The sequence below is a fragment of the Bradyrhizobium sp. Unk1 genome, assembly GCF_059512345.1.
Genome location: NZ_JCAMOP010000021.1, coordinates 40,051 through 58,327, shown reverse-complemented (window position 1 = coordinate 58,327; position 18,277 = coordinate 40,051). Strand labels below are relative to the sequence as shown.

General features: G+C 63.5%; 23 protein-coding genes. 14 read left to right on the top strand and 9 right to left on the bottom strand.

Annotation, left to right across the window (positions count from 1 at the left end; translation table 11 throughout):
* Positions 1-9: 9 nt before the first annotated feature.
* From AC5ZFO_RS26015 to AC5ZFO_RS26005, 3 genes are all read left to right on the top strand, one after another.
* Entirely contained in the window at positions 10-1,362 is a 1,353-nt protein-coding gene (locus AC5ZFO_RS26015) for an O-antigen ligase family protein (RefSeq protein ID WP_282521922.1), read from the top strand.
* A 117-nt stretch (positions 1,363-1,479) separates the two neighbouring features.
* On the top strand, positions 1,480-2,622 hold the full coding sequence (locus tag AC5ZFO_RS26010; protein WP_496122792.1) for a GNAT family N-acetyltransferase: 1,143 nt from the start codon (positions 1,480-1,482) through the stop codon (positions 2,620-2,622).
* Positions 2,623-2,732: 110 nt separating this feature from the next.
* The gene (locus AC5ZFO_RS26005; protein ID WP_282521924.1) at positions 2,733-3,617 is read left to right on the top strand and encodes a protein-L-isoaspartate O-methyltransferase family protein; all 885 of its coding nucleotides are present in this window, start codon (positions 2,733-2,735) and stop codon (positions 3,615-3,617) included.
* A gap of 101 nt (positions 3,618-3,718) precedes the next feature.
* On the opposite strand, the gene wrbA is transcribed toward AC5ZFO_RS26005, so the two are convergent.
* Genes wrbA through AC5ZFO_RS25990 form a run of 3 tightly spaced genes read right to left on the bottom strand, consistent with a single transcriptional unit; the run spans position 3,719 to position 5,865 of the window.
* Positions 3,719-4,318: an NAD(P)H:quinone oxidoreductase gene (wrbA, locus tag AC5ZFO_RS26000; protein ID WP_282521925.1), complete on the bottom strand. Its 600-nt coding sequence runs from the start codon at positions 4,316-4,318 to the stop codon at positions 3,719-3,721.
* Between the two features lie 46 nt (positions 4,319-4,364).
* Positions 4,365-5,063, bottom strand: coding sequence for a pirin family protein (locus tag AC5ZFO_RS25995; protein WP_282521926.1), 699 nt, complete (start codon positions 5,061-5,063; stop codon positions 4,365-4,367).
* Positions 5,064-5,112: 49 nt separating this feature from the next.
* Complete coding sequence (locus AC5ZFO_RS25990) at positions 5,113-5,865, bottom strand: SDR family NAD(P)-dependent oxidoreductase (protein ID WP_282521927.1); 753 nt, start codon at positions 5,863-5,865, stop codon at positions 5,113-5,115.
* Positions 5,866-5,984: 119 nt separating this feature from the next.
* On the opposite strand from AC5ZFO_RS25990, the gene AC5ZFO_RS25985 reads away from it, so the two are divergent.
* Both AC5ZFO_RS25985 and AC5ZFO_RS25980 read left to right on the top strand, forming a co-directional pair.
* Positions 5,985-6,923, top strand: a complete 939-nt coding sequence (locus AC5ZFO_RS25985; RefSeq protein ID WP_028147962.1) for a LysR family transcriptional regulator — start codon at positions 5,985-5,987, stop codon at positions 6,921-6,923.
* A gap of 129 nt (positions 6,924-7,052) precedes the next feature.
* Positions 7,053-7,574 (top strand): REP-associated tyrosine transposase, encoded by a 522-nt coding sequence (locus tag AC5ZFO_RS25980; RefSeq protein WP_282521928.1) that lies wholly within the window; start codon positions 7,053-7,055, stop codon positions 7,572-7,574.
* Positions 7,575-7,627: 53 nt separating this feature from the next.
* Here AC5ZFO_RS25980 and AC5ZFO_RS25975 read toward each other — a convergent pair whose 3' ends face one another.
* Entirely contained in the window at positions 7,628-7,885 is a 258-nt protein-coding gene (locus AC5ZFO_RS25975; RefSeq protein ID WP_166344774.1) for a hypothetical protein, read from the bottom strand.
* 148 nt (positions 7,886-8,033) lie between these two features.
* Here AC5ZFO_RS25975 and AC5ZFO_RS25970 point away from each other — a divergent pair, with 148 nt between their 5' ends.
* On the top strand, positions 8,034-9,020 hold the full coding sequence (locus AC5ZFO_RS25970) for a tripartite tricarboxylate transporter substrate binding protein (RefSeq protein ID WP_282522120.1): 987 nt from the start codon (positions 8,034-8,036) through the stop codon (positions 9,018-9,020).
* Between the two features lie 95 nt (positions 9,021-9,115).
* Positions 9,116-9,478 (top strand): cysteine rich repeat-containing protein, encoded by a 363-nt coding sequence (locus AC5ZFO_RS25965; RefSeq protein ID WP_282521929.1) that lies wholly within the window; start codon positions 9,116-9,118, stop codon positions 9,476-9,478.
* A gap of 126 nt (positions 9,479-9,604) precedes the next feature.
* On the opposite strand, the gene AC5ZFO_RS25960 is transcribed toward AC5ZFO_RS25965, so the two are convergent.
* The 3 genes from AC5ZFO_RS25960 to AC5ZFO_RS25950 form a co-directional block, all read right to left on the bottom strand.
* Complete coding sequence (locus AC5ZFO_RS25960; RefSeq protein WP_496122791.1) at positions 9,605-10,471, bottom strand: adenylate/guanylate cyclase domain-containing protein; 867 nt, start codon at positions 10,469-10,471, stop codon at positions 9,605-9,607.
* Positions 10,472-10,657: 186 nt separating this feature from the next.
* A complete protein-coding gene (locus AC5ZFO_RS25955; RefSeq protein ID WP_282521931.1) occupies positions 10,658-11,125 on the bottom strand; it encodes a YbaK/EbsC family protein in 468 nt (155 codons plus the stop codon).
* Positions 11,126-11,166: 41 nt separating this feature from the next.
* Positions 11,167-11,898 carry a haloacid dehalogenase type II gene (locus tag AC5ZFO_RS25950; RefSeq protein ID WP_282521932.1) on the bottom strand — a complete coding sequence of 244 codons (732 nt, stop codon included), beginning with the start codon at positions 11,896-11,898 and terminating at the stop codon, positions 11,167-11,169.
* Between the two features lie 533 nt (positions 11,899-12,431).
* Between AC5ZFO_RS25950 and AC5ZFO_RS25945 the strand changes: the two genes are divergently transcribed.
* The 3 genes from AC5ZFO_RS25945 to AC5ZFO_RS25935 all read left to right on the top strand — a co-directional run bounded on the left by AC5ZFO_RS25945 (position 12,432) and on the right by AC5ZFO_RS25935 (position 14,229).
* Complete coding sequence (locus AC5ZFO_RS25945; protein ID WP_028147969.1) at positions 12,432-13,028, top strand: superoxide dismutase; 597 nt, start codon at positions 12,432-12,434, stop codon at positions 13,026-13,028.
* Positions 13,029-13,099: 71 nt separating this feature from the next.
* Complete coding sequence (locus AC5ZFO_RS25940) at positions 13,100-13,693, top strand: hypothetical protein (protein ID WP_282521933.1); 594 nt, start codon at positions 13,100-13,102, stop codon at positions 13,691-13,693.
* Positions 13,694-13,731: 38 nt separating this feature from the next.
* Positions 13,732-14,229, top strand: coding sequence for a GlcG/HbpS family heme-binding protein (locus AC5ZFO_RS25935; protein ID WP_282521934.1), 498 nt, complete (start codon positions 13,732-13,734; stop codon positions 14,227-14,229).
* Between the two features lie 78 nt (positions 14,230-14,307).
* Here the strand turns inward: AC5ZFO_RS25935 and AC5ZFO_RS25930 are convergent, their stop codons facing one another.
* Complete coding sequence (locus AC5ZFO_RS25930; protein ID WP_496122790.1) at positions 14,308-15,192, bottom strand: amidohydrolase family protein; 885 nt, start codon at positions 15,190-15,192, stop codon at positions 14,308-14,310.
* Between the two features lie 342 nt (positions 15,193-15,534).
* Between AC5ZFO_RS25930 and ykgO the strand changes: the two genes are divergently transcribed.
* The 3 genes from ykgO (at position 15,535) to AC5ZFO_RS25915 (ending at position 16,794) form a co-directional block, all read left to right on the top strand.
* A complete protein-coding gene (ykgO, locus tag AC5ZFO_RS25925) occupies positions 15,535-15,660 on the top strand; it encodes a type B 50S ribosomal protein L36 (protein WP_006611362.1) in 126 nt (41 codons plus the stop codon).
* Positions 15,661-15,767: 107 nt separating this feature from the next.
* A complete protein-coding gene (locus AC5ZFO_RS25920) occupies positions 15,768-16,409 on the top strand; it encodes a tetratricopeptide repeat protein (protein ID WP_282521936.1) in 642 nt (213 codons plus the stop codon).
* A 124-nt stretch (positions 16,410-16,533) separates the two neighbouring features.
* The gene (locus AC5ZFO_RS25915; protein WP_028147974.1) at positions 16,534-16,794 is read left to right on the top strand and encodes a hypothetical protein; all 261 of its coding nucleotides are present in this window, start codon (positions 16,534-16,536) and stop codon (positions 16,792-16,794) included.
* 7 nt (positions 16,795-16,801) lie between these two features.
* Here the strand turns inward: AC5ZFO_RS25915 and AC5ZFO_RS25910 are convergent, their stop codons facing one another.
* Positions 16,802-16,984 carry a hypothetical protein gene (locus tag AC5ZFO_RS25910; RefSeq protein WP_282521938.1) on the bottom strand — a complete coding sequence of 61 codons (183 nt, stop codon included), beginning with the start codon at positions 16,982-16,984 and terminating at the stop codon, positions 16,802-16,804.
* Positions 16,985-17,311: 327 nt separating this feature from the next.
* On the opposite strand from AC5ZFO_RS25910, the gene AC5ZFO_RS25905 reads away from it, so the two are divergent.
* Positions 17,312-18,268, top strand: coding sequence for an alpha/beta fold hydrolase (locus tag AC5ZFO_RS25905; RefSeq protein ID WP_496122789.1), 957 nt, complete (start codon positions 17,312-17,314; stop codon positions 18,266-18,268).
* Positions 18,269-18,277: the final 9 nt, after the last annotated feature.

The following is an 18,277-nucleotide window of genomic DNA, read 5'->3' as shown; positions in this document are numbered from 1 at the left end:
GATCGAAGCATGGATCGAAGCGCCGCTGACATGACCGACGTCGAGACCCGAACGCTGGGCCACATGCTGCACGATGGGCTCGCGAGGCTGAATGCCGCGCAGGCGGCGCGCTGCCTCGTCGCGGTGGCGGCTCTGCTGCTGGTGCTGATTACGCTCGATCCGTTTCCTGACCTTCGCAACGAGGATGTGACCACGGTCGTCGGCGGGCGCATGGCGCTCACCTATATCTCCTGGGGTCTGCTGGCTGCGGTCGCAATGTTGTTCGTCGCCGCCACCGATGCGCCCGCGCTGAAGAGCCTGGTGACGCCATTGCATCTTTGCCTCGTCGGCTGGCTGTTGATCAACATCGTCTTCTCCGAGAGCCGCGGCGTTTCGATCCAGCGCTTTGCGCTGGCGGTCAGCGTGACGTCGTTCGCCGTGCTGTTGCCATTGCTGCCGCCGACACAGCGGACTTTCAACTTGTGCCTTGGCGGCGCCGCGCTCGTGCTGCTGGTGCTGTGCCATCTCGGCGTCTTCCTCGCGCCGCAATATTCGATGCACACCGCGCTCGACCTCACCGAGCCGCAGCTTGCCGGCGACTGGCGCGGCAGTTTTGGTCACAAGAACATTGCGTCGCCCGTGATGACCATCCTGGTCTATGTCGGAATTTACCTGGCCGCCGTCGGCTCGTTCGTGATGGGACCGGCGATCGCGGCGCTCGCCGGCATCTTCCTGATCTTCACCGGCGGCAAGACGTCGACGGTGCTGTGCCTTGCGATCTACGCGCTCGCCTCGCTGGTCTATGTCACGCCAGGCCTGTGGCTGAAGCGGCTCATCTGCTTCGTGCCGCTGATCGTGATGAACCTGCTGACGGTCGGCAGCGTCTTGAGCCCGGCGCTCGGGGCGCTGACGCGGCTGCTTCCGCTCGATCCCACCTTCACCGGCCGTTCCGCCATCTGGGAATTCGCGCTCGCGGCCGTCGCCGAGAAGCCGATCATCGGTCACGGCTATGCGGCGTTCTGGGACGATGTGACCGCGCGGCAGACGGCCCAGGGGTCCGAATGGGCGACGTCCGCCGCGCACAGCCACAACAGCTATCTCGACCTCGCGGTCACCATCGGCTTGCCGGGGCTGTTGCTGGTGATCCTCGTCTTCGTGCTCGCACCGCTCGGCAATTTCCAGTCGGCCCAGGCTCACAGCCGTAGCCGCGCGCTGGCAAAGCTGTTCCTCACCATATGGCTGTTCGGCTTGTATTACGGTGCCACCGAGACCTTCCTGCTCGAACGGCAGAATCCGATCTGGTTCATGTTCGCGCTTGCCGTGGCGGGCCTGCATTTCCTCGCCAGGTTCCAATGCGTCGAACAGACGGAACCGGAGCGCTGACAGCTTGTCGCAGCCGGCGCGATAGTGATGTTGGCTTAACGATAAGCCGTTACGTCACTTGTGGTCTGCGACAAACATAACCTATCTGGAAACATTCAGTAATCGCATGTCCCGCGGATGACGTTTCTCAGCGTCGAGCAATCAGATGGTCTTGTGTCCAGCACGTCGGGAATCGCTGTCGATTTCGCGCGTGATTGGCGGCAGGCCGCATCGCTCCTGAGCGCCGGGCATCGCACCGCATTCCAGCACGGTTACTGGCTCGGCGCATGGTACGAGGCGTTTCACGACTTTGCGCCGCTGATCGCATTGATCTCCGATGCCGCGACCGGCAAGGACATCGCCGTAGTGCCGATGATCAGCCACATCAGGCGCGGCATCCGCATCGTCGAATTCGCCGACCTCGGCGTCTCCGACAACAACGCGCCAATCCTGGCGCTTGATACCGCGTTGGACGCGGCGGCGACGGATGCGATCGGCAAGGCGCTGGTCGACGCGGTGCGCGCCTTGCCCGAGCGCTTCGATCTGCTGCGGCTGAAGAAGATGCCGACCCATGTCGGTGGCAAGCCGAACCCGCTGGTGTCGCTCGGACGGATCGGATCCTGCTCGCTCAACGGCAATCTCGTGCTGACGGGCGACGACTATGGAGCTTATCGGGCCTCGATCAAGCGCATGCAGATGCCGCGCTGCTGGCGGGTCTTCAGTCGTCATGCCGGCGCGCGGTTCGAGATCGCCACGGATGTCGCGCGTGCGCGCGAGCTTTTGGACGTGATGGATGTCCAGCAGCAGGCCCGCATGCGAAAGCTCGGCTCGCGCTTCGTCCTCGACGACGACGCTCATGCCCGATTCTATCGCGAGGTCGCCCGCCAGGGTATCGCGGAAGGCTATGCCGTCATCTCGGCGCTAGTCTGCGACGAGGCCGTCGTCGCCACCACGTTCGGCGTCAGGTCTGGTGCGAGCTATTTCCTCCTGCGCATCAGCCACGCCGGCGATTCATGGTCGAACTGCTCTCCGGGACTGCTCGTCGCCGAGCGCACTATGGCGGCGCTGCATGCAGAGGGCGTGCGCCGTTTCGATCTCAGCATCGGCAACCAGGACTACAAACGCCGCTTCGGCGCCGAGAAGGTCGCGTTGACCGACGTCAGCATCGCGCTGTCCTGGCGCGGCGCTCCCTATGCATGGCGCGACCATGCCGCGCAGAATCTGCGCCGCTGTCCCAGGCTCGCCGCCTTCGCCAGCCGGGCGGTACGCAAGATGCGGTGACGGAGGCCGTCCGTACCCGCGTCATCGCACTGACACAAACTCGCGATGGCGTTGTGCTTCCGGTTCTCGCGGACGTTGTGCTATCGTCGCCTCCGCTTTCCGGAGGCGACATGGAAGATCGTTCGGCGAAATATCGCGCATTCTATGCGCAGTTGATCTGTGCCGCAGCCAAGACGACGGATCCCCGTATCGAGCAGGCCTTTCGCACGGTCAGGCGCGAACCCTTCGCCGGACCCGGGCCGTGGTCGATCGCCGTCGGGGGCCATCCCTATGTCGTGACGCCCGACGATGACCCCGCCTTCCTCTATCAAAACACGCTGCTGGCGCTGGACCCGGCGCGCGGCCTCAATATCGGGATGCCCGGCGCGCACGCTTTTTGGCTCACCGGCTGCGGTGTGAAGGAAGGCGAGACGGTGATCCAGATTGGTGCCGGGAGCGGCTACTACACGGCCATTCTCGCCGAGCTCACGGGACCTTCGGGCCGTGTCCATGCCTATGAGATCGACGAACGCCTGGCGGCACTCGCGCGCGAAAATCTGAAGGACATCCCGCATGTCGAGCTGGAAGATCGCTCGGGCATCGCGTCCGATCTGCCTGCCGTGGACGTGATCTATGTCTGCGCTGGCGCGGCGCAGCCGGCCACGGAATGGCTCGATGCGCTGCGGCCCGGCGGCCGGCTGGTGTTTCCGTTGGCGCCGGAGGGCATGCTCGGTGGCATGTTGATGATCACGCGCCCGGACGAGGGCGCGGTCTGGCCGGCGAAATTCCTGAGTCGAGCCCAATTCATCGGCTGCGCGGGACTGCAGGACGCGGACGCCGCCCAACGATTAGCCGAGGCGTTCGCGAAAGGATGGGAGAGCGTGCAGTCTCTGCGTAGAGCGGCCGCTCCGGACGAGACGTGCTGGTTTGCCGGTGAGGGCTGGTGGCTCTCGACGGCTGCGGCACCCGTCCCGACGGATTCAATCAAGCCCCACGCCGACCTCACGCAGGCATGACGGACCGCTCGCGGGCGGCATTCCCGAATGAGAATGCCGCCCGCGTCGCATCAGCCATGCAGTCGTTCGTCAAGCTTAGCTGCGAGGTTCAGCCATGTAGCTCAGCCATGAAGTTTCCTGGCGGTCTCCGCGATCTGGCGCCCCTGATAGCGCGCGCCGGCGAGCTCGTTGGCGCTGGGCTGGCGGCTGCCGTCGCCGCCGGTGATCGTGGTGGCGCCGTAGGGGGCGCCGCCGGTGACCTCGTCGAGCTTCATCTGGCCGGCAAAGCCGTAATTCATGCCGACCACGACCATGCCGAAATGCAAGAGGTTCGTGATGATCGAGAACAGCGTCGTCTCCTGGCCGCCATGCTGGGTCGCGCTCGCAGTGAAGGCGCCACCGACCTTGCCGTGCAGCGCGCCCTTGGCCCAGAGCCCGCCGGCCTGGTCCAAAAAGTTCGCCATCTGCGAGGCCATGCGGCCGAAACGGGTGCCGGTGCCGACGATGATTGCGTCGTAATTGGCGAGATCCTCGATCTTGGCGACGGGGGCTGCCTGATCGACCTTGTAATAGGACGCTTTGGCGACCTCGGCCGGCACCAGCTCGGGCACGCGCTTGATGTCGACGGTGGCGCCGGCCTCGCGCGCGCCTTCGGCGACGGCGTTGGCCATCGCTTCGATGTGGCCATAGGCGGAATAATAGAGGACGAGAACTTTGGTCATGGTGGTCTCCGCTGGGATTACGTGAGGTGATTGGTTGCTTGGATCGTTACGCCGCGTCGACGAGCACGAGCTCGGAGTCTTCGAGAGCCGTGATCTTCAGCTTGTCCTCGTCGCGGATCGCGGCGCCGTCGCGGGCGTTGACGCGCACGCCGTTGATTTCGACCGCGCCCGCCGCCGGCACGAGATAAAGGTGGCGCGACTTCTGAGCTGAATACTCAGCCGTTTCGCCGGCCTTCAGTGTGGTCGCCAGCACACGCGCATCGGCGCGGATCGGCAAGGCGTCCTTGTCGTTCTCGTCGCCGCTCGCGATGGTGACGAGCTTGCCGGAGCGGTCCGCCTTCGGAAACGGCTTCGAGCCCCAGGTCGGCTGGCCCCCGCGCGCCACAGGTTCGATCCAGATCTGGAAGATCCGGGTCTTGGTCGGCTCGAGATTGTATTCGGAGTGGCGGACGCCGCTGCCAGCGCTCATCACCTGCACGTCGCCCGCTTCGGTGCGGCCCTCGTTGCCGAGGCTGTCCTGATGGGTGATCGCGCCCTCGCGCACATAGGTGATGATTTCCATGTTGGCGTGAGGATGGGCGGGAAAGCCGGTGTCCGGCGCGATCTCGTCGTCGTTCCACACCCGCAAGGCGCCGTGACCCATGTTGTTCGGGTCGTAATGGCCAGCGAAGGAGAAATGATGCTTGGCCTTGAGCCAGCCGTGATCGGCGCCGCCGAGCTTTGCGAAAGGTCTGAGTTCGATCATCTGCGTAATTCCTTGTGTAATTCCTTGGGTTGAATGGGTGGCGCCTGGATCAGGCGCCGAACCCGCCGTCGACGTTGAGCACCGTGCCGGTGACGAAGGAGGCTTCCGGGCTAGCGAGGAACACGACGCCGGCGGCGACTTCCTCGGGGCGGCCGAAGCGCTGCAGCGCGTGCTGCTTGCGCTGCGTCTCGGCGAACTCGCCGCCGTCCTTCGGGTTCATGTCGGTGTCGATCGAGCCGGGCTGCACCACGTTCACGGTGATGCCGCGCGGGCCGAGGTCGCGTGCCGCGCCCTTGGTGTAGCCGACGACGGCCGCCTTGGTGGCGACGTAGTCGGCAAGGCCCGGGAACGAGGCACGGTCGGCGAGCATGGAGCCGACGGTAACGATGCGGCCGCCTTCGCCCATCAATTGCGAGGCCGCGCGGATCGCCGCGATCACGCCGTGCACGTTGATGGAATCCTGCCGTTCAAGCGCAGCCGTATGGGCGTTCGCATCGTCGATCGCGCCGCCCGCGGCAACGCCGGCATTGTTGACGAGGATGTCGAGATGGCCGAATTCCCTGGCGACGTCGTTGACGAGCTGCGTCACGTCCTTGGCCGAGGCCTGGTCGGCCTTGAAAGCGCGAGCCTTGACGCCGCGGGCCTTGAGCTCGGTAACGACCGCCTCGGCCTTTTCGGGCGAGGCGACATAGCTGATGGCGACATCCGCGCCTTCATTGGCGAGAGCGCGGGCCGAGGCCGCGCCGATGCCGCGCGAGCCGCCGGTGACGAGGGCAACCTTGCCTGAGAGCTTCTTGGTCATTGGATTTCTCCATTCCGTGGGTTTGCGATTGACCCTTGGATAAGCCTCCGCCTGTGGTATAGAAATAGAAACTGTTGAAACGCATTGTTTCCTTAAATATCCCAATTGGACCGGCTCCCATGGCAAAACTCCCCGATTTCGAGGCGCTCGCGATTTTCGCAAAAGTCGTGGAATTACGGTCGTTTGCAGGGGCCGCGAGCGAACTTGCGATGTCCAAGGCAACGGTGTCCAAGGCGGTCACGCGGCTGGAGGAACGGCTCGGCGCCCGGCTGTTCAACCGCACCTCGCGGCGGCTGGCGCTGACCGACGCCGGGCACAAGCTCGCCGAACGCGCCACGCGTCTGCTCGTCGACGGCGAGGCGGCCGAGAACGAGGCGCTGGCGCAATCGGTGGCGCCGCGCGGCCTGGTCCGGCTCGCCGTGCCCATGACGTTCGGGATCAAGGCGGTGGCGCCGCTGCTGCCGGAGTTCTTCGAAACCTATCCGGAGGTCTCGGTCGATCTGCATCTGAGCGATGCGACCATCGATCTGATCGGCGAGGGTTTTGACATGGCGGTGCGGATCGCGCGGCTGCCGGACTCTTCGCTGATTGCGCGGCGGCTCTTCACCATGCCGCGCTTCACGGTGGCCGCGCCGTCCTATCTCAAGAAGCATGGTCGGCCGACGCATCCGATGCATCTCGCCGAACACAAATGCTTCAGCTACGCCTATCTCTCGACGCCCAATGTCTGGAACTACACCAATTCGGCAGGCGAGCAGGCGAGCGTCCGTCCGGGCGGACAGCTTCGCGTCAACAACGGTGAAGCCGTGATGCCGGCGCTGATCGCCGGTCTCGGCATCGCCGAGCTGCCCGAGTTCATCGTCGGCGAGGCGATTTCGTCCGGCGAGGTTGAGGTGATCCTGAAAGACTGGAAGCAGGCCGAAGGTGCCGTGCATCTGGTGACCCCACCCGGCGGCCCGCGCCCCGCACGCGTCGAGGCGCTCGGTGACTTTCTCGCAGCGAAGCTGCCGGGCACCTGCAAGCGGCGGCCGAAGAAGGGTGTCAACAAAGCGGGGTAGATCCCTTGGTGGGCACGGCGCGTTGCGCCTTTGCCCACCCTACGTGATCTCGCTAGTCTATCCTGCAAACGGCTATCGTAGGGTGGGCAAAGCGAAGCGTGCCCACGCCTTTGCTTGATGGGATCGCAGATGTCTCGATATCGGCGCGCACAGGGCAGCACGTTCTTCTTCACGGTCGTGCTCGCCGACCGTTCAAGCACTCTTCTCGTTGATCAAGTTGATCGCCTGAGGCGAATTTATCAGACCGTCCAGCAGCGCCGCCCGTTCGAGACGGTCGCTATCTGTATCCTGCCCGACCATGTCCATGCCATTTGGTCGCTTCCAGACCACGACGTCGATTTTTCGTCGCGTTGGAATCTGATCAAAGGCGGCTTTTCCCGAGGGTTGGAGCCGCAGGAATCCTCGGCAAGCAAGCTTCTCAAGCGTGAGAAAGGCATTTGGCAGCGCCGGTACTGGGAGCACGCCATTCGCGACGACACCGATTTGGAGCGTCACGTTGATTACATTCACATCAATCCAGTGAAGCACGGTCTCGTCAGGCGTGTGCGCGATTGGTCTTTCAGCAGCTTTCATCGCTATGTTGAGCAGGGCACCCTTCCCGTGGATTGGGGAGGGGATGTGCGGGATATCGCGGGGCAATTCGGCGAATGATGGTGGGCACGCTTCGCTTTGCCCACCCTACGGCATCTCGCCTTGTCGTTCGACTACGACACCTTCACGCCGTTGATCGCGACAATGCGCAAGGCTGGCTTCAGCGTCCCCTCCAGCTGCGTCTTCAATTCGTGCACGCGTGGGTCGTTCGAGCGTGCCGCGCAGGCGGCGTATTGATGGACCGATTGCGCCAGCGCGCGCCGCGCTTCCGGTGTTCGCGTCAATTCGGGCTTTGAAAGCCGTAGGACGATCGCTGCGAGATTCACCAGCATCTCGTCCAGGGCGACGTCGATGGTCGCAAGATTCCGCATCACTCACTCCCTCAAGAGGGCAACAGCGGGTTCACGGATGCGTTCCTGACGGGGCCGGACATGGTCAATGCTTCGTTAATGCCTTGTTCTTGCCGCGTGGCACGCTAGGCTGGCGAAACAAAAGAAAATCGGGGGCGAGGGGACCATGATGGATCGACGCGATCTCTTGCGTGCCGCTGCGGCATTGCCGCTGTTGCGGGCTGCCTTACCTGACAAGGCCTTCGCGCAAGCCTATCCGGTGCGCAACATCACCATGATCGTGCCGTTTCCGGCCGGCGGACAGGCCGATCTCGCCGCGCGCCCGGTGGCGATGGCGCTGGAGCGGATTCTCGGCAAGCCCGTCATCGTCGACAACCGCGCCGGCGGCGGCGGCGGATCGGTCGGCAATGCCGCGGCGGCGCGCGCAGAGCCCGACGGCTATACGCTGCTGATGACACTGTCCTCGCTCGCGGTGCTCCCCGAGGCCGACCGGCTGTTCGACCGCCCCGTCGCCTACGAGGTCTCGCAGTTCATGCCGATCGCGCGCGTTCTGGCCGATCCCACGCTGCTCGCGGTGCCGGCCTCGGCGCCGTGGAAGACGGCGCAGGATTTCGTCGAAGATGCGAAGAGGCGGCCGGGCCAGATCACCTACGGCTCGTCCGGTCCTTACGGGACGCTGCATGTCGCGATGGAGATGTTCGCGAGCAGCGCCGATATCAAATTGCTGCATGTTCCGTTCCGCGGCGCGGGCCCGGCGCTGACCGCGCTGCTCAGCGGCACCGTGCAGGCGATAGCAGCCGCGCCCGGCACGCTGAAGCCGCAGGTCGACGACGGCAAGCTGCGCGTGCTCGGCAATTGCGGCGCACAGCGCATCGCGAGCTTCCCCGACGTTCCGACCTTCCAGGAGCTCGGCTACAAGGACGTCGAGATGTACATCTGGGCCGGGCTCTTTGCACCGAGTGCTCTTCCTGCGCCGGTCGCGAGCCGCCTGCGCGAAGCGATGGCGCAGGTGATGACGAGCCCGGATGTGCTCAGGAGCTTCGAGGCCTCGGGCAGTCTGGCCGCCTATCAGGACGCGCCGGCATTCTCGCAATTCGTGGCGACGGACAGCGCGCGGCTGATCGCGGCGGTGAAGAAGATCGGCCGGGTGGAATAGGTTCCCGCCGCACTTTCACATTTTTTTGTTGGTTCAGAACCTGACCGCGTCTCATTGATTGAAGACAAATCAAGGGAAACGAGAAGGATCGGGACATGCGAACAGAGCGAATTGCGCTGGGTCTGGCGCTTGCAGTCAGCGGCATCGTCGCGCAGGGCGCGGCGTCAGCCCAGGACTATCGCGGCACAATGGAACAGCAGATGGCGTGCACGCCGGATGTCTGGCGCCTTTGCAGCGACCAGATTCCGGATACGAACCGCATCGTGGCCTGCCTGCAGCAGAACACGCCGCAGCTTTCGAGCGCATGCCGGGCGGTGTTCCAGTCGAACAACCAGGCTCAGCCGCAGCAGCCGGTCCCGCGCGGCCGGGCTGTGCCGCCGCCGCGCTACAACAATGCGCCGCCGCCTGTCGCCGCGCCACCACCGCCGCGACCCTATTATGATGATGACAACGACTAGCGCGTGATCCGGAAAAGTGTGATCCGATTTTCCGAACAGGTCATGCTCAAGCAATAGCCTGAAGCGCGATGACAATTCATCGCGACATCTTCGCGCCTTGGGCGCGAAGATGCGGTCGCAACCGCCTCACTCCCGGCTCGTCTGGCGCTCGCCCTTGCTGTTCGACTCTGGTCGCTGCCGGAGCGCTGTCCGCAAGAGGGCACCGAAGAGTATTGCTGCGACCGGCCAGTGGAACCAGATCTTGTGCATGCCGGTGAAAACGTTGATCAGAATCAGAAAGCCCGAAACCGTGAGGGCCACTGCAACCGGGCGGGGCAGCTTCGCCAGCCAATCCGAGACGAAGCCCATCCAATTGGATGGCTCCTGCCTGTCGCCAATCCATCGCGCGCCGGTTTCCGAATTTGCAATTGCCCGCCCCTGGGGAGCGAGGCTTTCGTCAACCGGGAAGCTCCGTCGCCCAGCGCTTTGGCCGCTCACGGACACGCGATAGCTGGTCATGGGAGCAACGTTCTTCATTGGTCGCTGGCCGAGACAATCGAAGCCAACGGACAGTTTGTTGTGCACCTGATCGTAGACGGAACTCGAGATCACGACGCCGCCGGGTTCGGCGAGCTCTTGCAGCCGCGACGCGATATTGACCCCGTCGCCATAGATGTCGGACCCGTCCACCATCACGTCGCCGAGGTTGATGCCGATGCGAAACCGCATCGGGGGCGCGTGAGTTGGCTCCGAATCCTGGTTGGAAATTTCCTGCTGAATTTCGACCGCACATTGCACGGCCTCGACGACGCTGGCGAACTCGGCGATCACAGCATCGCCCCAAGTGTTCACGATCCGGCCGTCATGACGCTCTACCAGTCCCGCAAAGGCCGCGCGGTAGCGGCGCAGCGTCTCCAACGTTCCGGTCTCGTCTGCTTCCATCAGGCGAGAATAGCCCTGCACATCAGCGCACAGGACGGTGGTCAATCGTCGTTTCACCTTGTCGTCGGTCATGGTCCATATGGTAGCCTTCCTGACCGGCAATTGCATCAGGCATCGCATCTGGCCCCAACGCGGCTCAACGACCGGTCGTCCCGTCCCGAAACCGTCATAACCGGGCAACGAATTGCGGCCAGCCAGGTGCCAAAACCGATCTGGCGCCCTCCGCGCCGCGGTTCACGAGCACAGGCCGGAGCCGCCTTAAGGCCTGTGCTCGCAGACATCGACCCATTCGGCCGCGGTCAGCTCGGCCATCCGCTCGGGCGTGATACGCACGGCGCTATGGGTCGAGCCTGCGGCCGGCACCACCACGTCGAACGCCCTCAGCGATACATCGCAATAGATCGGCAGCGGCGACTTCAGTCCGAACGGGCAGACGCCGCCGACCTCGTGGCCGGTAATCTCGGCGACCTCCTCCAGCCCCAGCATCTTCGGCTTGCCGCCGAACGCAGCCTTGACCTTCTTGTTGTCCATGCGCGAGGTGCCAGCGGCGACGATCAGGATCACGCGCTCGCCGATGCGCAACGACAGCGTCTTGGCGATCCGACCGGGCTCGACGCCATAGGCTTCGGCGGCCAGCGGCACCGTGGCCGAGCTGATCGGGGATTCGATGACGGAGATGTCGGGGGCTCTCTCGGCGAAGAAGGCGCGAACGGATTGCAGGCTCATTCCAGTCAGCTCATTCCAAACTCATGGGCGGGCGGCGATGCTTAGGCGATCGTCGGCAGTTCCGAGAGCGCGCGGACACGATGATCCGGCGCGAACCCAAGCTCGTCCATCTGGGTCCGGATCGCCTTGAACATCGTCAGCGGTGCCACGAGTTCGTTCTCGACGCAAGCCAGCGCCATCGCCTCGGGCGTCACGCGCTCGATCCAGGCGACGTTCAGCCCGAACGACTTTGCGCCCGCGACGTCCCAGGGGTTGGACGAGACGAACAGAACCTCATCCGGCCTGGTGCCGAACGCCTCGCCGATCAGGGTGTAGGCCTCTGGAGATGGCTTGAAGACCTTCTTCGCATCCACGCTGATGGTGGCATCGAGCAGACGGTCGAGCCCGGAATTGCGCACGAGCGCATTCAGCATGTCCGGACTGCCATTCGAGAGGATGGCGAGTTTTCGCGGCTTCAGCGCCGCAAGCGCGGCGGCTGCATCGGGATAGAGATCGAGATGCAGATATTTCTCTATCACCCGCTCGAACGCTTCGCCTTCATAGGCGAGGCCGAGCAGGCGCAGCGTATAGGCGAGCGAGTCGCGCGTGATGGCGCCAAAATCCTGGTAGCGCCGCATCAGTGAGCGCAACCAGGTGTATTCGAGCTGCTTGATCCGCCAAACTTGCGTGATGATCTCGCCATAGCCCGGAAAAGCATCCTCGGTGATCTCCGCCACCGACTGGATGTCGTATAGCGTTCCGTAAGCGTCGAAGACGACGGCCTTGATGCTCATGGCTCGCTCCTTTGGGACTTTGCGGTGGCGCACGGACAATACCGAAACGGCCCGGTACTCGACAAGGTCGGAACCTTCTTCAAGCAATCGTCACCCCGTCGACCTCGCGCAGCAGATTGACACTGCCGCCGGCAGGCGTTTAATTCAGGCTACGGGGATTTGCGATCTCCCCGCGAGGCGACATGCCCAAGTATCGCGTCCTGGTCACCAAGGACGCCGCATGTCTTCTTTCATCTCGATCTCATCAGAGAAATTGTCCGGTCAATTGGTGCCGCCAGCGCGCCGACCTCGTCGATGTCCGTATCGATAGGGATCGCGCGGTCTATTTGCGCACGCGACAAGACGGCGAGCACCAAGAGCTAGCGAGCACGCGCGGGCAAGTCGGGGACGACGATGACCTGGAGGACTCCATGACGACGAATACCGACCGCCGAGACTTCATCAGGGGCGTGGGGGCCGCCGCGGCATCGACCGCAATACTCGCGGGGACGCAAGCCCTTGCGCAAGCCAATCAGCCAACAGGAGCCAGGCCAATGACATACCAGCCCAAGCCGATGCCGTTCGATCCGAAATCCATTGCCGGCATCTCGGAGAAGGTGCTCGTCAGCCACTACGAGAACAACTATGTCGGTGCCGTAAAGCGACTTAACGCGATCGGAACGCAACTCGCCGAGCTCGACTTCGCGAAAGCTCCGAACTTCGTCATCAACGGCCTGAAGCGCGAGGAGCTCGTCGCGTCAAACTCGATGATCCTCCACGAAATCTATTTCGACGGGCTTGGCGGTGCCGGCAAGCCGAGCACACCACTTGCCGACGCGATCGCGCGCGATTTCGGCAGCATGGAGCGGTGGCGCGCGGAGTTCTCCGCCATGGGCAAGGCCGAAGGCGGCGGCTCCGGCTGGGTGATTCTTTCCTACTCACCGCGCGACAAGCGGCTGGTCAATCAGTGGGCCGCCGACCACACGACGACGCTGGCCGGCGGACGCCCCGTGCTGGTGCTCGACATGTATGAGCACGCCTATCACATGGATTATGGCGCGGCGGCCGCGAAGTATGTCGACATCTACATGGAAGCGATCAAATGGGACAACGCTGCAACATTGTACGATCAATACAGGCGGGAAGCTTAGACGTCGTACAAAAAATGAGCGTAGCGCTGTTGGGGACGGCGTTGTTCCTATTGTTGGTCGGAGGAAACGCGATGGCAGAAACTGTAAATTTTGACAACGCAGCAACCGGCGCAGCGCCCGAAGGCTGGACTCTGACGATGACCGGTCGTGGCCAGCCCAAATGGACGGTCGAGGTGGAGCAGACGGCGCCAAGCAAACCGAACGTCCTGAAACAATCCGGTCAGGCGACGTTTCCAGTGGCGCTCAGGAACGGTACCAGCATCCTGGACGGGTTTGTCGAGGTCAAGTTCAAGGCGATCGCAGGCTCCGAGGATCGTGCGGCCGGTATTGTCTGGCGCGCAAAGGATGCCGACAATTACTATGTCGTGCGGGCCAACGCGCTCGAAGACAATGTTGTGCTCTACAAGACGATCAAGGGTGTTCGCAGCGCGCTCGATATCGTCGGCCGGAAAGGCGGCTATGGCGTCAAGGTATCGGTGCCATCAGGTCAATGGCATTCCCTGCGTTGCGAATTCGCAGGAAAGCTGTTCAAGGTAACGTATGACGGCAAGCCGATGTTCGAGGTCGAGGACGAATCGATCAGGGACGCCGGCATGATCGGCTTGTGGACCAAGGCCGACAGTGTCACCGTATTCGACGACCTGACATACGGTGCGCTGAACTAGGTTAAAGTCGGCGTCGACCCGCTCGCGTCGGAGAAACCATGCTCGCTCGAACCCTGCTTGCGGCCACCGTCCTGTTGATGCTCGCGCACCCGGCAAGGGCGCAGGAGCCGCTCGCGACCTACAAATCCCTGAGTCCCGAGCTGGCGCTTGATCTGGCCCGGGCATCGCTTGGCGATTGCCGATCACGCGGGTACCAGGTCGCCGTCGCGGTCGTCGATCGCTTCGGGGGGACACAGGTGATCCTTCGTGACAGGTTCGCAGGTGCTCACACCGTTTCAACGGCCTCGGGCAAGGCGTGGACCGCAGCAACATTCCGTACCAGCACCACCGAACTGAATGCCGTCAGCCAACCTGGCATGATGCAGGCCGGTATCCGCAACCTCCCCGGCACGGTCATTATAGGTGGCGGATTGATTGTCGAAGCGGGCGGTTCGCTGGTCGGAGCTGTCGGTGTGTCTGGGGCGCCGGGCGGTGATGCTGACGAAGCCTGCGCCAGGGCCGGAATCGACGCCATACGCGACAAGCTGGAGTTCTAGGGCCGCCTTGCCCGCCTGAGCGTGAGGGCTTCGGCAACCGGTCGAAGCCCTCAATGCGCGGTGGCGATGAATACGCGGTTAGATTCCCAGCAGTTTTCGCGCGTTGGCCTTCAGCACCTTCGGCCGGATCTCGTCGCGGATCTCGATCTTGGCGAAGTCCGACAGCCAGCGGTCCGGCGTGATCACCGGCCAGTCCGAGCCGAACAGCATTTTGTCCTGAAGGATCGAGTTGATGTAGCGCACCAGGATCGGCGGGAAATACTTTGGCGACCAGCCCGAGAGATCGATGTAGACGTTCGGCTTGTGGGTCGCGACCGACAGCGCCTCTTCCTGCCAGGGGAAGGAGGGATGGGCGAGGATGATCTTGAGGCCGGGGAAATCTGCCGCGACGTCGTCCATGTACATCGGGTTCGAATATTTCAGCCGCATGCCCATGCCGCCGGGCATGCCCGAGCCGACGCCGGTCTGACCGGTGTGGAACAGCGCGATCGCGCCGCCATTGTTGATCTCTTCGTAGAGCGGATAGGCCATGCGGTCGTTGGCGTAGAAGCCCTGCATGGTCGGATGGAATTTGAAGCCGCGCACGCCGTATTCCTCGATCAGCTTGCGCGCCTCGCGCACGCCGAGCTTGCCCTTGTGCGGATCGATCGAGACGAACGGGATCAGGACGTCGAGATGGTCGGAGGCAATCTCCAGCATCTCCTCATTTTTATAGCGCCGGAAGCCGGTCTCGCGCTCTGCATCGACCGGGAAGATCACCGCGGCGATGTTCTTGGAGCGGTAGTAGGCCGCGGTCTCCGGCAAGGTCGGCGGATGCTTGTGCGGCGACTTGAAGTAGTCCGCCATCTGCGCCTGGAAATCGTCATAGCCGTCGTCGGGATGGGTGCCGCAGGGCTCCTCGGCGTGGGTGTGGATGTCGATGGCGACGACATCGTCGATGTTGGGCAGCTTCAGCTTCGGCATTGGTTTCCTCCCGACGGGTTGCCGAATTGATTATATGATATAACGAATTTGGCAAGGCGTTGCTGGAAGCAAAACCGCCGCCCGCGAAAGTCGTTGCTGTGCTTGGCCTCTGGGGAGCCAGATCGGGCCGATCCGGCCGCTTCTACTGTGCATGGGGTTGTTTTCCAGAATTTGCTGGCCCGGAACCGGGCAGTTAACATTGACAGCCGGTCCTCCCATGCCTTAAGAACCGCCCCGTCCCGGGCGGTCGGTCCGCCAGCGGGAAAGATCTCATTTTGCCACATTCGCGCGTGCCGAAACGGTAGTGCCGAACACGGCCTTTCGAACGTTCAGGATTCTGCCATGAAGGTCCGTAACTCGCTGAAATCGCTGCGCGGTCGCCATCGCGCCAACCGCCTGGTCCGCCGCAAGGGCCGGGTCTATGTGATCAACAAGGTGCAGCGCCGCTTCAAGGCTCGCCAGGGCTGATATTGCCCTCGCGGTCGCCTCACGCGCGCCCCGCAACACCACGGCTCACACGAGTTTGACGCCGCCTTTGCTTTGCAAGGGCGGCTTTGCGCGTCTAGACTTTGACCATGGCAGTGAGATTCCCTTTCGTACGCACCCTGTGTGTTGCCCTTGTTCTGGGTACAGCTGGCCTTACTCCAGCCCTGGCGCAGAAGGAGCTTCCGGCCCCGCCCGGCAAGGAGCAGAAGAAGCTGCCGGAGGCGCCGGCCAAGCTGCCCAAGGTTGATCGCTCCAAAAATCTCGATTTCCTGTTCGGCGCGCTGAAGGCCGCGCCCGACGAGGCCAGCGCCAAGCATGTCGAGGCGCGGATCTGGGCGATCTGGATCCAGACCCCGAGCGACACCGCATCGCTGTTGATGGCGCGGGCCAAGACCGCGGTCGACGCGCAGAAGATCGACATCGCGATCAAGCTGCTGGATTCGGTCATCAAGCTCAGGCCCGACTACATCGAGGCCTGGAACCGGCGCGCCACGCTCTACTACATGCAGAATGACTACGGCCGCTCGCTAGCCGACATCCGCGAGGTGCTGATCCGGGAGCCCCGCCATTTCGGCGCGCTCGCAGGCCTCGGCATGATCATGCAGGAGGTCGGTGACGAGAAACGTGCGCTCGAGGCCTACCGCAAGGCGCTGGCCGTCAATCCGCACCTCGAGAAGATCCCCGATCAGGTCAAGGCGCTGACCGAGAAGGTCGAAGGCCGCGACATCTAGCGGACAAGTTGATCATTTCCCGAGTGATTGCAGCGTGCGCGGATTAACCACGATCACACGTGCAGCGTTCTCAGGGGTATTGTTGAAGCGCGCGCGGGCCTACCTGCATGGCAGGAGCACGGCCATGAAGCGTTTGATCTTTGCAGGTGTATTGCTGCTCGCGTCGGGCTCGGTGAGCCTCGCCGACGGCTTGTTCTGGGTGGTCGGCAATCGCGCCACCGGCAAATGCAACATCGTAACCAGCAATCCCGTGATCATCGGCGACATCTGGTTTGGCGACGGTCCCTACAAGTCCAGGGCCGATGCCAAGCTTGCCCGTTCGACGATCCGCGCCTGCCCCGCGGTCACGCCCGACGAGGAAAAGGACGAGGACGGAACGAACTAGCCTGCACCTAGTGCAGGACGCTGCCGGCGCGCTCGACAAGGCCGTGATCGGCGGCTGCGGCGTAGGCCTTTGCAAGCTCCGTCTCGAGATGCTCGTTGATCAGGAGCAGTGCCCGCACGGCACCGCGCAGGTCGCCGTTGCAGCTTGCCACGATCTCGTCGATCGCAGTGTCGTTGGATCTGAAGCTCATCGACATTCTCCGGTTCAAATCAGGACAAATCCTGCCGGCCTTTCCCGCATCCCCTGGGGCTTGCGAGGAGGATCGGCGCCCACCCGCGCCTAAATGGCGGAACCGACCGTGGCGATTATATGGAAACCGCGATGACGACTGCATGAAGCTGGCCCGAGGCTTGCGCGTTGCGTGGAACGCCATTGATTTTGTTGTGTTTTTCCTACTGAAATTATGCACATATCCACAGCCCCGGCATTTCAGGTGGAGCGCCGGGTCCCACGGAGCGAAACTGCCGCCCGCAAGTCTCGTAACTGCCAGGTGCCCTGGATCGCCCGGATTCCCTTCATGATCGTGATGTCAGTCGTGACCGCGCTGGTTCTGCTGGCGCTGGCCACGCAGGCCGGCGTCCTGGCCGTGCAACGCGCCTTTCCGCCTCAGGGCCGGATGGTCGAGGTCGACGGTGCTGTGCTTCACGTCGTCGATATTGGTCCGCGCGGTTCAGGCATGCCGATCGTGATGCTGCACGGCGCGAGCTCCAATCTCGAAGCGATGCGGCGTCCGCTCGGCGACCTCCTCGCCAAAGACCATCGCGTCATTTTGATCGACCGTCCCGGCCACGGCTGGAGCACGCGGATGCGGCGGCAGGATTCGACGCCGCAGATCCAGGCCCGGATGATCGACGAGGCGCTTCGTAAGCTCGGGATCGATCGCGCGGTCTTCGTCGTGCATTCCTGGAGCGGTGCGCTCGGCGCGCGGATCGCGCTCGATCATCCCGGTCGCGTCGCGGGTCTCGTCATGCTGGCGCCGGTGACCCATCCCTGGCGCGGCGGCGTCGGCCGCTACAACGAGATCATCGCAACGCCGGTGATCGGCCCGCTGCTCGCCTACACCATCACGCTGCCGATGGGGTATTTCGTCGCCGAGGCCGGCGCGCGCAGCGTCTTCCTGCCGCAAATCATGCCGGACGGCTTCGTGCAGGACTCCGCGACGCCGCTCTTGCTGCGCCCGCGCGAGTTCATCGCCAACGCCTATGACCTGGTGACGCTGAAGGAAGCTGTGACGGCGCAGGCTGCGCGCTATGGCGAGATCAAGGCGCCGGTCACGATCATCGCCGGCGAGCCCGACAAGACGGTGAAGACCGACATCCACGCGCGTCCCTTCGCCGCGATGGTGCCGGGTGCAAAGCTGATCGTGCTGCCCGATCTCGGCCACATGGTGCAGAACGCTGTGCCGGATCTGGTGAAGACGGAGATCGAGACGATGATCGGGAAAATCGTCCCGGCGCAGGCGGCCGCCGATTAAAGCGTTTTC